Origin of the sequence: Gordonia sp. Z-3 (assembly GCF_036233855.1) — a bacterium.
GTDB classification, from domain to species: Bacteria; Actinomycetota; Actinomycetes; order Mycobacteriales; family Mycobacteriaceae; genus Gordonia; species Gordonia tangerina.
In genome coordinates this window covers 49,155-63,890 of record NZ_JAZARS010000015.1, presented here as the reverse complement: position 1 = coordinate 63,890, position 14,736 = coordinate 49,155, and the positions used below count along the sequence as shown (strand labels likewise).

Annotated in this window: 16 protein-coding genes and 2 pseudogenes; 13 read left to right on the top strand and 5 right to left on the bottom strand. The window is 66.6% G+C overall.

The features are described 5' to 3' along the window. Positions 1 to 49 precede the first annotated feature (49 nt). Complete coding sequence (locus tag VX037_RS17390; RefSeq protein WP_266062796.1) at positions 50 to 1,531, top strand: MFS transporter; 1,482 nt, start codon at positions 50 to 52, stop codon at positions 1,529 to 1,531. Between the two features lie 24 nt (positions 1,532 to 1,555). On the opposite strand, the pseudogene VX037_RS17385 reads toward VX037_RS17390, so the two are convergent. Next, positions 1,556 to 1,840 (bottom strand): annotated as a pseudogene (locus VX037_RS17385) (polyketide cyclase); the annotation flags it as partial. Between the two features lie 82 nt (positions 1,841 to 1,922). Between VX037_RS17385 and VX037_RS17380 the strand changes: the two are divergent. From VX037_RS17380 to VX037_RS17360, 5 genes are read left to right on the top strand one after another with little or no spacing between them, the layout of a single operon-like run. Then, positions 1,923 to 2,285 carry an ArsR/SmtB family transcription factor gene (locus tag VX037_RS17380; protein WP_020173050.1) on the top strand — a complete coding sequence of 121 codons (363 nt, stop codon included), beginning with the start codon at positions 1,923 to 1,925 and terminating at the stop codon, positions 2,283 to 2,285. Next, complete coding sequence (gene arsB / locus VX037_RS17375; protein ID WP_328715117.1) at positions 2,282 to 3,382, top strand: ACR3 family arsenite efflux transporter; 1,101 nt, start codon at positions 2,282 to 2,284, stop codon at positions 3,380 to 3,382. The genes VX037_RS17380 and arsB overlap by 4 nt, the downstream gene beginning before the upstream one ends. Further along, positions 3,375 to 4,058, top strand: a complete 684-nt coding sequence (locus VX037_RS17370; protein ID WP_006360545.1) for an arsenate reductase ArsC — start codon at positions 3,375 to 3,377, stop codon at positions 4,056 to 4,058. Before arsB ends, VX037_RS17370 begins: the two co-directional genes overlap by 8 nt. Positions 4,059 to 4,099: 41 nt before the next feature. Further along, positions 4,100 to 4,525 carry an arsenate reductase ArsC gene (locus VX037_RS17365; protein ID WP_006360546.1) on the top strand — a complete coding sequence of 142 codons (426 nt, stop codon included), beginning with the start codon at positions 4,100 to 4,102 and terminating at the stop codon, positions 4,523 to 4,525. Next, a complete protein-coding gene (locus VX037_RS17360) occupies positions 4,522 to 4,932 on the top strand; it encodes an arsenate-mycothiol transferase ArsC (protein WP_005193685.1) in 411 nt (136 codons plus the stop codon). Before VX037_RS17365 ends, VX037_RS17360 begins: the two co-directional genes overlap by 4 nt. A 26-nt stretch (positions 4,933 to 4,958) precedes the next feature. Here VX037_RS17360 and VX037_RS17355 read toward each other — a convergent pair whose 3' ends face one another. Continuing rightward, the gene (locus tag VX037_RS17355) at positions 4,959 to 5,447 is read right to left on the bottom strand and encodes an ArsI/CadI family heavy metal resistance metalloenzyme (protein ID WP_174351863.1); all 489 of its coding nucleotides are present in this window, start codon (positions 5,445 to 5,447) and stop codon (positions 4,959 to 4,961) included. A gap of 99 nt (positions 5,448 to 5,546) precedes the next feature. Here VX037_RS17355 and VX037_RS17350 point away from each other — a divergent pair, with 99 nt between their 5' ends. Then, positions 5,547 to 5,909, top strand: coding sequence for an Rv2640c family ArsR-like transcriptional regulator (locus tag VX037_RS17350; RefSeq protein WP_005193682.1), 363 nt, complete (start codon positions 5,547 to 5,549; stop codon positions 5,907 to 5,909). Between the two features lie 35 nt (positions 5,910 to 5,944). Continuing rightward, positions 5,945 to 6,139 (top strand): hypothetical protein, encoded by a 195-nt coding sequence (locus tag VX037_RS17345; protein ID WP_328715116.1) that lies wholly within the window; start codon positions 5,945 to 5,947, stop codon positions 6,137 to 6,139. Positions 6,140 to 6,478: 339 nt separating this feature from the next. Here VX037_RS17345 and VX037_RS17340 read toward each other — a convergent pair whose 3' ends face one another. Further along, positions 6,479 to 7,075, bottom strand: a complete 597-nt coding sequence (locus VX037_RS17340; protein ID WP_328715114.1) for a class I SAM-dependent methyltransferase — start codon at positions 7,073 to 7,075, stop codon at positions 6,479 to 6,481. A 92-nt stretch (positions 7,076 to 7,167) separates the two neighbouring features. On the opposite strand from VX037_RS17340, the gene VX037_RS17335 reads away from it, so the two are divergent. The 5 genes and pseudogenes from VX037_RS17335 to VX037_RS17315 all read left to right on the top strand — a co-directional run bounded on the left by VX037_RS17335 (position 7,168) and on the right by VX037_RS17315 (position 12,440). After that, positions 7,168 to 7,569 (top strand): ArsR/SmtB family transcription factor, encoded by a 402-nt coding sequence (locus VX037_RS17335; protein WP_328715112.1) that lies wholly within the window; start codon positions 7,168 to 7,170, stop codon positions 7,567 to 7,569. Then, positions 7,566 to 9,566, top strand: coding sequence for a heavy metal translocating P-type ATPase (locus tag VX037_RS17330; RefSeq protein ID WP_279101604.1), 2,001 nt, complete (start codon positions 7,566 to 7,568; stop codon positions 9,564 to 9,566). Before VX037_RS17335 ends, VX037_RS17330 begins: the two co-directional genes overlap by 4 nt. Beyond that, positions 9,563 to 10,078, top strand: a complete 516-nt coding sequence (locus VX037_RS17325) for a signal peptidase II (protein ID WP_005193672.1) — start codon at positions 9,563 to 9,565, stop codon at positions 10,076 to 10,078. The genes VX037_RS17330 and VX037_RS17325 overlap by 4 nt, the downstream gene beginning before the upstream one ends. A 234-nt stretch (positions 10,079 to 10,312) precedes the next feature. Next, positions 10,313 to 11,506, top strand: coding sequence for an IS110 family transposase (locus VX037_RS17320; RefSeq protein ID WP_328715110.1), 1,194 nt, complete (start codon positions 10,313 to 10,315; stop codon positions 11,504 to 11,506). A gap of 280 nt (positions 11,507 to 11,786) precedes the next feature. Then, a pseudogene (locus tag VX037_RS17315) lies at positions 11,787 to 12,440 on the top strand (DsbA family protein). A 9-nt stretch (positions 12,441 to 12,449) separates the two neighbouring features. Here VX037_RS17315 and VX037_RS17310 read toward each other — a convergent pair. Further along, positions 12,450 to 13,658 carry an IS110 family transposase gene (locus VX037_RS17310; RefSeq protein ID WP_005193666.1) on the bottom strand — a complete coding sequence of 403 codons (1,209 nt, stop codon included), beginning with the start codon at positions 13,656 to 13,658 and terminating at the stop codon, positions 12,450 to 12,452. A 429-nt stretch (positions 13,659 to 14,087) separates the two neighbouring features. Next, the gene (locus VX037_RS17305) at positions 14,088 to 14,708 is read right to left on the bottom strand and encodes a dihydrofolate reductase family protein (protein ID WP_328715108.1); all 621 of its coding nucleotides are present in this window, start codon (positions 14,706 to 14,708) and stop codon (positions 14,088 to 14,090) included. Positions 14,709 to 14,736: the final 28 nt, after the last annotated feature.

Below are 14,736 nucleotides of genomic sequence, written 5' to 3'. Positions count from 1 at the left end.
CCACTCCTACCGGGATGTCGCGACGTAGACTCGCCGACGTGGGCAGATCATGACCGCGTCCGAGCCCGTCCGGGCGACACTCTCCGGTGTCGCTGCGTCATCTCCAGAGGGCCGATGGCTGATCGGGGCAGCCGTGCTCGGTTCGGGTGTCGCATTCCTGGACAGCACCGTGGTCAATGTGGCGCTACCCGCCGTCGCCCGTGACCTCGACACCGGGCTCACCGGACAGCAGTGGGTGCTCGACGGCTACCTGCTGACACTGAGCGCGTTGCTGCTGGCGGGTGGTGTGGCCGGTGATCGATACGGTCGTCGCCGCGTCTTCGTGCTCGGGCTCGGTGTTTTCGCGATCGCATCGATGGCCTGTGGCCTGGCCCCCACCGAAGGGGTGCTGATCGCCGCCCGCATCCTGCAGGGCCTCGGCGCGGCTGCGGTGGTGCCGGGCAGCCTCGCCCTGATCGACGCCGAGATCTCCGAGTCCGATCGCGGTCGCGCCATCGGACTGTGGGCGGGGATGTCCGGTGCGACAAGCGCGCTGGGTCCGTTCGTAGGTGGATGGCTGGTGGATACCGCATCTTGGCGGTGGGTGTTCTTCCTCAGCGTTCCGCTCGCTCTCGGCGCGATGGCGATCGCGCTGCGACATGTCGCCGAGTCGCGCGACGCGCGGATGGTCGGTCGCCTCGACATCGGTGGGGCAGTGGCGGTGACGCTGGGTTTGTCCGGCGTGATCTATGCCCTGATCGAAGGCCCGACGCGTGGGTGGGGGCCGCTCATCATCGGCTCGGCAGTCCTCGGCGCAGCCGCGCTGATCGCCTTCGTTGCCATCGAACAGCGTGCGCAGTCGCCGTTGCTGCCACTGGGACTGTTTCGATCCTGGCAGTTCGCCGGTGCCAACCTCACCACCCTCATGGTCTACGCAGCGCTCGGGGGTGCGCTGTTCCTGCTGGCGTTGCAGCTGCAGCAGAGCCTGGGCTATTCGGCGCTCGAGGCCGGCGTGGCGACGGTTCCGGCCACGGTCATAATGCTGTTCGGTTCGCCGTGGTCGGGCAAGTTGGCCCAGGTCACCGGTCCGCGGCTGCCGATGACGGTGGGACCGTGCATCGCCGCGGTCGGGTTGGCGTTGATGGCGCGCATCGTCCCCGGAGCCGGCTATGTGAGTGCGGTGTTGCCCGCGGTGATCTTGTTCGGGCTCGGCATGACGGTGACCGTCGCGCCGCTGACCGCGGTGGCGCTCGGTGCGGTGGAGCCCGGCCGGGCCGGCACCGCGTCCGGTGTCAACAACGCCGTGGCGCGGGTCGCCGGTTTGCTGGCCGTGGCCGTGCTCCCGGTGGTCGCCGGGCTCGATGCCGGCCCGGGCGCGCCGCTCGGCCCGGGCTTTTCGACCGCGATGTTGATCGCTGCCGGGTGCTGCGCACTGGGCGGCCTGATCGCGGCCATCAGTATCCGCACCGCAGCCGGGTTCACCCCGCACGTGCAACCCGCGGTCAACCACGGTTGCCAGCAACCCGAATCTCACCGCAGCTCGGTTCGATGACCATGCGCACGGCGCAGACTCCGGTCAGAGGACGGCCAGCTCGGCGAGATGTCGTAGCGAGTTGGCCAGATGGTCCGGCCCGAACGGCGGGAACTGCAGGTACTCCCGGATCCGGTCGGGCACCGCCGACCAGTCGTAGGTGAGTGTCACCGCGGTGCGGCGCGGCCCGATGACGGCGAGATCGTAGCGCCAGATCCAGCCGCCGAACTCCAGCGTGCCGTCACTGTTCTCGGTGCCGGGAGTCCACGCGATGGTGCGCGGCGGGTCGAACTCCCGCAGCTGATTGGCCACCTGGTAGGCGCCGTCGGGGATCTCAATGCGGGAACGCAAGTGCGCTCCCGGGTATCGGAGGGCCTTGTCCCGTTGAATCGATGTATGTCAATATTGACGGGTGTCGAATAAGAACTTGCTTCTCTTGCCAGGCCGCGGCCTGAGTGGTGACGAGACCGGAGCGGTTACCCCGCTGCTGAAGGCGCTCGCGGATCCGGTTCGGCTGCGGTTGCTGTCGGAGGTCGCCGCGCATCCGGGAGGTGAGGCGTGCGTGTGCGACATCTCCGGGCCGTTCGAGCTGTCGCAGCCGACGATCTCGCATCATCTCAAGGTGCTGCGTCAGGCGGGTCTGGTGACGAGCGAACGCCGCGCGACCTGGGTGTACTACCGTGTGAACACCGAAGCACTGCAACAACTGTCGGTCCTGCTGGGCGATCTCGCCATGGTTGTGGGGGAAACTCGTTCGTGCGAGGCCGACCAGTGACCACCACCGACACCGCGGTCGCGGCGAAGTTGTCGATGCTCGACCGGTTCCTGCCGGTGTGGATCGGCGCAGCAATGGTCGCGGGCCTGATGCTGGGCCGCACCGTTCCCGGCCTGGGTGACGCCCTGGCGGCCGTGGAGATCGACGGCATCTCGCTGCCAATCGCTCTCGGACTGCTGATCATGATGTATCCGGTGCTGGCCAAGGTGCGCTACGACCGACTCGACTCGGTCACTGACGATCGTCGCCTGCTCCTGGGATCGCTCCTGCTGAACTGGATCGTCGGACCCGCGTTGATGTTCGCGCTGGCCTGGCTTCTGCTCCCGGACCTACCGGAATACCGGACCGGACTGATCATCGTCGGTCTGGCGCGCTGTATCGCGATGGTCATCATCTGGAACGACCTGGCGTGCGGCGACCGCGAGGCGGCTGCCGTCCTCGTCGCACTGAACTCGGTGTTCCAGGTGATCATGTTCGCCGTGCTGGGCTGGTTCTACCTTTCGGTGCTACCCGGATGGCTCGGCCTGGAACAGACGACCATCGACACCTCGCCGTGGCAGATCGCGAAGTCGGTGCTGATCTTCCTCGGAATCCCGTTGATCGCCGGCTATCTCACCCGCCGCATCGGCGAACGGGCCAGAGGCCGCGAATGGTACGAATCCTCGTTCCTCCCGCGATTGGGGCCGTGGGCCCTCTACGGTCTGCTGTTCACCATCGTCATCCTGTTCGCCTTGCAGGGGGAGCAGATCACCTCTCACCCGTGGGACGTCGTGCGGATCGCGCTGCCGCTGCTGATCTACTTCGCGGTGATGTGGGGTGGCGGATTCGTCCTCGGCGCCGCGATGGGGCTGGGTTACGCACGGACCACCACGCTGGCGTTCACCGCCGCCGGCAACAACTTCGAACTCGCCATCGCCGTCGCGATCGCGACCTATGGTGCGACCTCCGGCCAGGCTCTCGCCGGGGTCATCGGGCCACTGATCGAGGTCCCGGTTCTCGTCGCCCTCGTCTATGTGTCCCTGGCGTTGCGGAAACGCTTCACAACTCCCACTGCTTCTAGCCTAGATGTGTCGAAGGAGCCTGCTCGCGATGTCTGAGAATGCGTTGGACGAACACCTACGTCGCGGTGAACACCGCGAGCAGCCCGAACTGTTGATGCCTCATACCGTGTTGGCCCGTACCGCCGCCGACTTGGCCGCCAAGTACGAAGGGGTGGTGTCTCGCCAGACGGTAGAACGCTGTGTCTTCGAGTCCTACACCGTGTTACGGCGTACCTCCCGGGTGCATACGCATCTGACGACCTTGGCGGGCCGGTTCGCGGCTGATCGGTTACGCGCCCTCGCCCAGGCTGAGGGCGCGGTGCCCAAGGATGTGCCCGAGGTTCTCTTCATCTGCGTGCAGAACGCCGGCCGCTCGCAGATGGCCGCAGGATTGTTGACCCATCACGCCGCTGGGCGGGTACACGTGCGCTCAGCCGGGTCAACACCCGCGCACTCGATCAACCCGACCGTCGTCGAAGCAATGAGCGAGATCGGCGTCGACTTGGGTACGCAGTACCCCAAACCGCTAACCGACGATGTGGTCGCCGCCGCCGACGTGGTCGTAGCGATGGGTTGCGGCGACGCGTGTCCGATCTATCCCGGTAAGCGGTATCTCGACTGGACGGTCTCCGATCCTGAAGGCCGTCCACTAGGCGAGGTTCGCGCCATCCGCGATGACCTTGATGCCCGGGTTCGCGAGCTCCTTGCCGAGCTCACGGCCGACCGTGTGTGACTTTCCGAGCTTTCCTCCACAGCTGAAAGGGCCTGTGTTTCATGTCTTCCTCTCGACCTAGCGTGCTGTTCGTGTGCGTCCACAATGCTGGCCGCTCACAGATGGCCGCGGGGTTCCTCACCGCTCTGAGCCAGGGCAGTGTCGAGGTCCGCTCCGCCGGATCTGCTCCCGCCGACTCAATCAATCCCGCCGCTGTCGCGGCGATGGCCGAAGTCGGTATCGACATCTCCGCGCAGTCACCGAAGATCCTCACCCCCGACACGGTCGAATCCTCCGACGTGGTGATCACCATGGGCTGTGGCGATGCATGTCCAGTATTCCCCGGCGTCAGGTACCGCGACTGGGCCCTCGACGACCCAGCCGGCCAAGGCATTGACGCGGTCCGCCCGATCCGCGATCAGATCCGCGGACTCGTCGAGGACCTCCTCGACGAACTCGTACCCGCCGACCAGCAGGTCGGCCGGTGAGCACGACACCGCAGGTGCTGTTCGTGTGCGTGTCCAATCGCGGCAAATCGGTGATGGCCGAACATCTCACACCGACAGTCACCGCCCGGATCACCCCATCCTCGGCCGGCACCAGCGCGAAGATCGGCGGCCAGGTCAACGACCTGTCCGCCCAGGTGCTCGCCGAAGTCGGCGCCACCGTGGACGGACATCAGCCGCGCCAACTCACCGACGAACTGATGCAAACTGCAGATCTCGTCGTGGTGGTCGGCACCGCCGACGTCACCCCACCCGACGGCGTCGCCCTCGAGGTGTGGAACACCGACGAACCCTCCGAACGGGGCATCGACGGCATCGAACGGATGCGGTTGATCCGCGACGACATCACCGCGCGGATCCGCGCCCTCGCCGACCGCATCGCGCGGTAGGCGGGAGCGCGGGCTGAACGTCGGGCTCAGCAGCAGGCCGTGCGCGCTTCGGCCGGTTCGGCGGCGCTGCCACCGCAGCACACCGAACCCTGCTCGGCGTCGTCGGCGGCGGCGTTCTGTTCCAACAGTTTCGGGCTGGTGCCGAAGGTGTCGGAGTCGGCGAGCACGGTGTAGACCTCCCACTTCTCGTTCGCCGGGCCGGTCACCCAGACCTTGTCCTGGGTTGCGAAACAACAGGTGGAGTTGATCTCCTCCTGCGTGAACAGGCCCTCCCCGGACAGCCTGGCGATCTCGGCGTGCACCTTCTCGCTCGATTCGACCTCGACGCCGAGGTGGTTGATCGTGCCGCCCTGGCCGGGGTTCTCTAGCAGCACCAGTTTCAGCGGCGGCTCGACGACCGCGAAATTGGCGTATCCCGGCTTGCGTTTGGCCGGGGTGGTGTTGAACAGCTTGGAGTAGAACTCGATCGCGGTATCGAGATCATCGACGTTGAGCGCCAACTGCATACGGGACATGACCATCACCTTCACCTGTGAGACATATATCGAACTGCGGTCACTCTGCAGCGTGCCCACCTTTTCGACATATGTCAAGTAGGGGCGTACGATCTGGTCATGCCGAAGCCCTTGCCGATGGTCGACATCAGCGCCCCGATCTGCTGCGCACCGGTATCGGCGGCACCGCTCGATGACGACACCGCGCTGCAGATCGCGTTGCGGCTCAAGGCGCTTGCCGATCCCGTTCGGATCAAGCTCGTCTCAATCCTGCTTACCGACACCGGTGACGGGACCTGCACCTGCGACCTCGCGACCGCGGTCGGCCTCACCGAAGCCACCACCAGTCACCACCTGGGGCAGCTCCGCAAAGCCGGCATGGTCACCCCCGAGCGCCGCGGCATGAACGTCTACTACCGAGCGCAACCGGACTCGTTGGAAGCACTACGCAACGTTCTCAGCGCTACGACGGGTTGCTGTTGAACGGCGACGGCACGAACTGAGCGAGCCTTATCCGGGTGTCCTTTTGGCAGGCCAACTCCGGTGTCTTTCAGCAGGTCAGCGAGCATGGCGAGCAATCCAGCTCGGCTGGTGGCGGGCAGATCGGATCGGTGATCACGGCGTGGCCGGCGCCGGCGAGGGCGGTGATGCGGGCGGCGACGTTCACCGCGTGCCCGAACAGGTCTCCGTCGCGGACGACTGCGCTGCCGTAGTGGATCGATCCCGGCGCGTAGGGCGATGAATCCGTCTTGACCGGCGGCCGCGGCCGCGGGGGCGGTGATCGTGGCGAGGATCACTTGGGGGGCGTCGGCGGTGAGCATCACCGCATCGCCGATGGCCTTGACCAGCCGCGTGCCCGGTCGTAGAGCCTGCCTGCCAGGTCTGAGAGGCCAACCGTATGGCCAGTTCTGCGGCTTCCTGGTCGCCGCAGAACTCGGTGAACACGCTGTATCCGGCGAGGTCGACGAACGCCACCGCGACGTCACGCTGCTCGAGCTCGGCGAGCTCGTCCGAGGGAGGGCCATGGTGATGCCCGTGCAGTGGTGGCGTGGTCATCGGTCACCGGCGCGGCGGGCACGGAACCGGGCGAGCGCAGGGTTCTCGCGGACCGTGATGTCGGTCAGAGGCAGGGACGTCAGGTGCAGGCGGAGTTCGCCGCGGGGGATGAACCGGTGCGGTGCCCCTTCGAGGTTGTGCAGCAGCCGCGCCGGTGCGCTGCCGAGCAGGTCGTAGCCGACCAGCATTCCGCCGGGCGCGAGCACTCGGGCGGCCTCGGCGAGTGCGCGTTCCCAGTCGATGACGTGGTGCAACATGATGAACGAGACGACGGTGTCGAAGCTTCCGTCCTCGAACGGCAGGGCTGTGGCGTCGGCGACCTGGGCGTGGGCGCGGGCCCCGAAACCCTGCAGCCGATCGCTGGCGGCGGCGACCATGACCGGGTCGAAGTCGGTGACGGTCACATCGACGAGTTCGTCGGGGTTGGTGGTGAGGATCTGTTCGGTCATCGCGCCGGCGCCGCCACCGATTTCAAGGACCCGGCCTCGGGGATGGATGCCTTGCAGCGCCCACGGGAGTACCCACCTGCCGGTGGCCGCCTGCCACGGTGCGCTGCGGCAGAACAGAGACTCGATCGTCGACATCGACGGCATACCAACAGCTCCCACCATCTCGCCCGGCCGCGCCTGCTGCCACTTCTTCGTGATGATTCGATTACAGCACACAATGCCGCTATCATCGTCATATGACGATGAATGAGTGTTTGGTGGCGACTGGGGCGGACCTCGATCCCGCGGTGGCGTTGTTCCACAGCCTCTCCGATGGGACCCGTCTGGCGATCGCAACCCGCCTCGCGCACGGTGGCGAGGCCCGGGTGGCGGATCTGATGGCGGAGCTGGGGTTGGCGCAGTCGACGGTGTCGGCGCACGTGGCGTGCTTACGGGACTGTGGGCTCGTCGAAGGCCGCCCGCAGGGGCGGCAGGTGTTCTACAGCCTGGCCCGTCCGGAGTTGATGGACGTGCTCGCCGCCGCCGAAACCCTCCTGGCAGCGACCGGAAACGCGGTTGTGTTGTGCCCGAACTACGGCACCGACGCCACCACCTCCTGCTGCACAACGGGCGACACGAAGGCGGGGGTGCGGCGATGAGCGACGCATGCGGATGCGGGCACGACGAACCGGCCAGTGAGGACGAGCAGGCTCCGGAGCACTGGTGGCAGGTGCGGGAGCTGCAGGCTGCCGCCGCGGCCGCGGTGTTCCTGCTCGCCGCGTACATCGTCAGCTGGTCCGGCGGCTCCGAACCGGTCGCGCTCGCCCTGGAGTGGGTGGCGCTGCTGATCGGGGCGTGGACATTCGTCCCCTCGACCCTGCGTCGGTTGGCGAAGGGCAAAATTGGCGTCGGCACCCTGATGACGATTGCTGCGGTCGGCGCGGTGATCCTCGGCGAGGTCGGTGAAGCCGCGATGCTCGCTGTGCTGTTCTCCATCAGCGAAGGCCTTGAGGAGTACGCGGTCTCGCGCACCCGCCGCGGGCTGCGGGCGCTGCTGAATCTGGTCCCGGACTCCGCGACCGTGCTCCGCGACGGCACCCCGGTCACCGTCTCCCCGTCGGAATTGGCTGTCGGGGACCTGATGTTGGTCAAACCCGGCGAGCGGATCGCCACCGACGGCACCATTACCGAAGGCCGCACCGCACTGGATGTTTCGGCGATCACCGGTGAATCCGTGCCTGTCGAAGCCGGACCCGGCACGCAGGTCTACGCCGGGTCGATCAACGGCACCGGCGCCCTGAGCGTGCAGGTCACCAGCACGGCGGAGAACAATTCGCTGGCCAAGATCGTGCAGATCGTCGAGGCCGAACAGTCCCGCAAGGGCGACGCGCAGCGCCTCGCCGACCGGATCGCCAAGCCCCTGGTACCGGCGATCATGATCTTCGCTGCCGCCATTGCGATCCTCGGCGCCCTGCTCGGTGACCCGGCCACGTGGATCGAACGGGCCCTGGTCGTGCTCGTCGCCGCGTCGCCGTGTGCGCTGGCGATCTCTGTGCCGGTGACCGTGGTCGCGGCGATCGGCGCCGCCAGCAAGATCGGCGTCCTGGTCAAAGGAGGTGCCGCCCTCGAAGCCCTCGGCCGGGTCCGCACCGTCGCCCTCGACAAGACCGGCACTCTGACCGCGAACCGGCCCACCGTCGTCGACATCGCCACCACCGACACCGCTGCTCCCAGCCCCGGGAGCAGCGTCGGTGGCGGCGAGCGCACTCCGGGCCAGGAGCGGGTGCTCGCCGTCGCCGCGGCGCTGGAAGCGCACAGCGAACACCCCCTCGCCCGCGCGATCCTCGCCGCCCACGGCGAGACCACCGCCGCGCGCGATGTGCAGGCTGTTCCCGGGGCCGGCCTGACCGGCCTCGTCGACGGACGGCCCGCGCGGCTGGGCCGTCCCGGCTGGATCGAGTCCGGCCCGCTCGAGGAGCGGGTCGCGGCCATGCAGGCCGGCGGCGCCACCGCCGTCCTGGTCGAACACGACGGTCAGGTCATCGGCGCGGTCGCCGTCCGTGACGAGCTTCGCCCCGAAGCCGGCGCGGTAATCGAGCACCTGCACCGCAGCGGCGCCACGGTCGCGATGCTCACCGGCGACAACACCGCCACCGCCAACGCGCTGGCGAAGATCGCCGGCATCGACGACGTACACGCCGACCTCCGCCCCGAAGACAAGGCCCGCATCATCGGCGACCTCCGAACGAACTCGTTCACCGCGATGGTCGGCGACGGCGTCAACGACGCTCCCGCCCTGGCCACCGCCGACCTCGGCATCGCCATGGGCGCCATGGGATCGGACGTAGCGATCGAAACCGCCGACGTCGCCCTCATGGGCGAAGACCTCCGCACCCTCCCGCAGGCACTCGATCACGCCCGACGCGCCCGGAAGATCATGCTGCAGAACGTCGGCCTGTCCCTCGCTCTGATCGCGATCCTCATCCCTCTCGCGCTGTTCGGGATACTCGGCCTCGCCGCCGTCGTCGCCGTCCACGAACTCGCCGAGATCGTCGTCATCGCCAACGGAGTCCGCGCCGGCCGGGTCAAAGCGCTAGCCCGGGCGAGGACCGGAACTGGCCAGCGGACTCCGTCCGTAGTGACGGTCGGGCAGTGATCACCGCGGTTCCGGTGGCGCACCGCCGCGTACGCCTCACACGGAGGTGCGGGCTGCTGGCCGTCGCTGTCGGACTCGCGGCCACCGATCTGGCCGTCAAGGCATGGGCCACAAGCGCGCTCGCGGACGGCGCAGTCATCGGAACGGGGCCGGTGCAGCTGCGGCTGGCATTCAATCCGGGCGCGGCGTTTTCGATCGCCGCCGATGCCCCGGCATGGGTGCTGCCCACAGTCACCGGAATCATCACCTTCATCGTCGCGGTCACCTCCTGGCGGATGGCGCCAGGCACCGGGCACCTCGGGCGGCTGGGGTTAGCAGCGATCCTCGGCGGGGCAAGCGCCAATCTCATCGATCGGTTCCCCGACGGAGTGGTCACTGACTATCTCCACACCGGTTGGTGGCCAACGTTCAACCTCGCTGACACATTCATCGTCGGCGGCGCTGCCATCTTGATCACCCTCACCGCATTCAGGAGTCCCGACGAACGAGCGCAGCATTCACCCGAGCGCTGACCCGTTACCTTCTTCGTAGCTCTTCAACAAGGGCTACGGTCGCCAGACCCGGTATGACTTCTTGCCCCTGTTGTACGCATGATCCGGGGGGTGGTGTCGCCGGGTGTGGTGGACGTCGATGGACCGCTGATAGGGACACGGCCGCTCGAACTTTAAGGCAGGTCTCCTCGTAACGTGGGTGCCGGGCATGGACGTCAGATCGGCGACCGTTCTCGTTCGACGAGAAGGGACCAAATGAACACCGACTACGCCGTGTTCTGCGGCATTGACGTGGGCAAATCCGAGCATCACGCGGTTGCGTTGACTGCCGATGGCGCCCGTGTCTACGACAAGTCGCTACCCAACGACGAAACCAAGCTGCGTGCGGTCTTCGACCGTATCGCCGGTCACGGCCCGATTCTGATGGTTGTGGATCAGCCGAACACGATCGGGGCGCTGCCAGTCACCGTAGCTCGGGCCTGCGGGCATGATGTCGGCTACTTGCCGGGACTGTCGATGCGGCGCGTGGCTGATCTGTACCCAGGTAGCGCCAAAACCGATGCTCGCGACGCGTTCATCATCGCCGACACTGCCCGCACCATGCCCCACACCCTGCGCCGCGTCGACACCGGTGACGAGACGCTGGCCGAACTCGAAGTCCTCGTCGGTTTCGACGATGACCTCGCCGGTGAAGCCACCCGGATCAGCAACCGCATCCGCGGGCTACTCACCAGCATCCATCCCTCCCTCGAACGCGCCCTGGGACCACGTGTCACCCACCCGGCAGTGCTGGAGATCCTCTCCCGTCACGGCGGACCACAAGGACTACGCAAAGCTGGGCGCCGAAAACTGACCACCATCGCCACGAAGCACGCACCCCGCATGGGCGCCCGCCTCGTCGACGACATCTTCACCGCGCTCGACACGCAGACAGTGACCGTGCCCGGCACCACCGCAGCCGACACCGTCCTACCCAAACTCGCGGACACCTTGAAAGAGACACTGCAGCAACGAAAATCGATCGCCGACCAGATCGAGGAGATGCTTGATGCGCACCCTCTTTCCGTAGTCCTGACCTCAATGCCCGGCATCGGAGTCAGGACCGCAGCCCGCATCCTTCTCGAAGTCGGTGACGGCTCAGCGTTCGCCACCGCCGGCCACCTGGCCGCCTACGCCGGCATCGCCCCGGTCACCCACCGATCCGGCACATCCATCCGCGGCGAGCACCCCGCCCGATTCGGAAACCGCAAACTCAAACGCGCCTTCTTTCTCTCCGCATTCGCCGCACTGCACGACCCCGCCAGCCGCGCCTACTACGACCGCAAACGCGCCGAAGGAAAGAAACACAACGCCGCCCTCATCTGCCTGGCACGACGACGCTGCGACGTCCTCCACGCCATGCTCAGAAACCGAGAGCTCTACCGCCAACCAGCAGCATCAGCTGCTTGACAAGAACCATAGGGACCCCCCCGATCCGGCGCAGGGCCCGGCTGGCCGCGCTGGTCACTGCCCGGCTCACCGTCTGCCCGGAGTCTCGATGGTCCGCTCCCAGAGGAAACGCCAGAGACTCCTCGCTGCCGGATACAGAATCTGATCCGCTTGTAGCGCGCACCCATGAAGACTGAGAACAGACATCAGGTTCATACATTCCGGGCGCTACCCCGAAGGCAACCCCCGGCCTGATGAGACCGATCCTCATTCCCGCCGACATCGCCTCTACGTTGAACGTATGACCAGACCAACCAAGTTCGCGTGGGCGTTCTTCGTAACCATTATCGTCGGTATCGGAGTCGCCGTCCTCGTCGATCAGGACACTTCCACACCCGCCCCGTCCGATACCGCCGCGGTGTCTGATCTGGTGGCCCGGCCCGACAGTCATCGGCTGACGTCGCCTGCGCAGAGCCGGGCGCAATTCGTCGAGTTCCTGGACTTCGAGTGCGAAGCCTGCGGAGCCATCTACCGGTCATCGAGGATCTGCGGCGAACCTACGGCGACCGCGTTACGTTCGTCGTCCGCTACTTTCCGATGCCCGGACACTTCAACGCCGAACGTGCTGCTCGCGCGGTCGAAGCCGCCGCCCAGCAGGGGCGGTTCGAGCAGATGTACCAGCGCATGTTCACCACCCAAACCCATTGGGGCGAACAGCAAGTCCCCGCTGACGACCTGTTCCGTAGCTTCGCCGTCGACCTCGATCTCGATATGGCGGCCTTCGACACGGTCTACAACAGCCCGGCCACGCTCGAACGGATCCCGCGCCGACGTCGCTGACGGTCTGGCTCTCGGGGTCCAAGGCACCCCCACATTCTTCCTCGACGAGAATCGGCTACAACCGAACACGATCGACGACCTCACCGCGGCGGTGCGTGCAGCGGCGTCTGAATGATCTCAGGGGCTAGGCGGCAGCCTCCGCGATGGGCGGGCCGGCGCCCCTCGGAGTCCATTCTCGGCCATCACGGATGAGTGCCCACACAACATCAATCAACCGTCTGGCCAGCGAGATGAGCGCATGCACGTGAGAGCGGTTCTCGCGTCGTTTGCGCTGGTAGAACTCCCGTGATGGTCCGTCGCGTTGCGAGCTGTTGAGTGCGGCCATGTAGAACACCTTCCGCAGACCCCGGTGGTAGCGCTGCGGTCTACGCAATGTGCCCCGCCGGTTACCTGAATCATGCGGGACGGGAGCAAGACCGGCGTAGGCAGCCAGTTTGGCAGCCGAGCCGAACGACGTGAGGTCGCCACCAGTGAACGCGATGAGTTCGGCACCACTTCGGGTGCCGATACCGGGTACGGATTCAAGAATCCGGGCGTGGCGGTCTCGGCGGAACACCTCGGCGATCTGTTTATCCAGGTAGGTGATCTGGCGAGTGAGCGCCATCAGCGAGGTAGCCGCCTGCTGCACCAGCAATGCCGTGGTCGCCTCACCAGGCAGAGCGACGGTCTGCGCGGCCGCGGCGGCACGCGCCTTGCTGATCATCTTCGGGATGGTCGGCCGGCGGACTCCTTGACCGCGTAGGTGGTCGTAAATCTCCTCGTCGGAGACCCCATCAATCGCCGACGGTGTGGTGAAGCGGGTGACGAACGCCAAACCAGTCAACGTCGAGTAGTCGAAGCACCGTTCGAGACCGGGGAAGATGCGGGTCAGCAGGCCGCGCAGTCGATTGATGCCTCGTGTGCGTTCGGTGACCAAGTCGCGGCGATGCCCGGTCAACAGGTCGAGTTCGATCGCGACGTCATCAGGGACCGCGACCGTCGCGAGATCACCACGCAGGCGCGCGGTCTGGGCGATCACCACCGCGTCGCGGGCGTCGGTTTTGCCTTCGCCGGCGAAAGCGCCGGTCATGCTGTGCACAACGCGACCAGGTACATAGCGAATGTGTTGGCCGCGGCGGGACAACACCCCTCGGAGGAGGGCCGATTCCGGCGCGGTCATGTCGATCGCCCACACCACCGATTCGACACGGCACGCCTGGTCCACAATCGCTTCGATGGCCGCCTGATCGTTCGGTACCCGACGTGACCACAGCACCGTCCCCGCGTCGTCCACAGCGGCGGCGTGGTGTGCGTGACGGCCGACATCGATTCCTACCCAGATTGTTTCGACCACATGAACCTCTCTGCTCGAACCTGTTGACCTCGTCAGGGGTTGTTTCGCCGGCGCACCTTTACACAGCGACAAGTTCGCGAACACTTCTCAATCAGCGGCCGAAACGACCCGTCACGGTCCGGGGTGGCCTTCCACGCCGAGCCACCGAGGGCACACAGGTGATTGTCGAGCCACGCCCCGAACCGCGGACGAGCGTCCGAGGCGACCGCCCCGGACGTACTCCAACGTAAAGGTGATTGTGGTGAAACATCGACATCCGGAACACCTGTCCCGCGTGGTCGAGGGGAGAACGATCGACGGATGCCTGCACCCAGCCGGTGCCGTCGATGGCGGCATGCGTCCCGGGGTCGCACAGCACCGCGAAAACACGGTCGACCGCCGCCGCAACAATGAGCGTGGCGCTGGTCGTGTCGTCGGTGGGCATCGCGGTCACCTGGCGCCGGTTGGGGTGACGTCGTAGGTGAGATGGGTGGCCGTTGACGTCGCGATCACGCTCCGCTGTTCCAGGCCGCACGGCGCAGAGGTGAACAGTGGTGTTCCGGACCCCAGCACCACCGGCGCGAGATGCAGCGACAGCACGTCGACCAGCCCTGCCGCCAGGGCGGACCCGATGAGCGCGCCGCCACCCATGAGCACCACATCGAGATCGTTGTCGCTCGCCGCGGCCTCCACTCGATCGCGTGCGACGGCGACGGCATCGGATGGTCCGGAGGTGACGAATGTCCAGTCGAGGTGGGTGAGTCGGATGTCGGTTGGGGGCGTACTGGTCACCACGACGAATGGTGGGGTGGCGGCTTCGGTCGCGCCGTAGCCGACGGTGTCGTCCCAGCCGCGCGGTGCGTCGACCACATCGAACAGATTCCGGCCCATCACCACTGCACCCGAGTGGGCGGTCGCCGTCTGCAGGATGCGCTGATCCCCGGGATCGTCGGAGAATGCCCATGTGTGCAGGGCGTCGCCGCCGGTGCCCAACCCGTTCTGCGGCCCCGGGTCGGGGCCGGTCACGAAGCCGTCGACCGACATCGAGATGTCCGCGATGATTCGGGTCATGTTGATGCAGACCGAGCGGCGCCGCGTA

Coding starts and splice junctions, on each gene's coding strand:
- VX037_RS17390 (WP_266062796.1), top strand. CDS start 50: ATGACCGCGTCCGAGCCCGTCCGGGCGACACTCTCCGGTGTCGCTGCG.
- VX037_RS17370 (WP_006360545.1), top strand. CDS start 3,375: ATGTCTGAGAATGCGTTGGACGAACACCTACGTCGCGGTGAACACCGC.
- VX037_RS17365 (WP_006360546.1), top strand. CDS start 4,100: ATGTCTTCCTCTCGACCTAGCGTGCTGTTCGTGTGCGTCCACAATGCT.
- VX037_RS17355 (WP_174351863.1), bottom strand. CDS start 5,447: ATGTCCCGTATGCAGTTGGCGCTCAACGTCGATGATCTCGATACCGCG.
- VX037_RS17350 (WP_005193682.1), top strand. CDS start 5,547: ATGCCGAAGCCCTTGCCGATGGTCGACATCAGCGCCCCGATCTGCTGC.
- VX037_RS17340 (WP_328715114.1), bottom strand. CDS start 7,075: ATGCCGTCGATGTCGACGATCGAGTCTCTGTTCTGCCGCAGCGCACCG.
- VX037_RS17335 (WP_328715112.1), top strand. CDS start 7,168: ATGACGATGAATGAGTGTTTGGTGGCGACTGGGGCGGACCTCGATCCC.
- VX037_RS17330 (WP_279101604.1), top strand. CDS start 7,566: ATGAGCGACGCATGCGGATGCGGGCACGACGAACCGGCCAGTGAGGAC.
- VX037_RS17320 (WP_328715110.1), top strand. CDS start 10,313: ATGAACACCGACTACGCCGTGTTCTGCGGCATTGACGTGGGCAAATCC.
- VX037_RS17305 (WP_328715108.1), bottom strand. CDS start 14,708: ATGACCCGAATCATCGCGGACATCTCGATGTCGGTCGACGGCTTCGTG.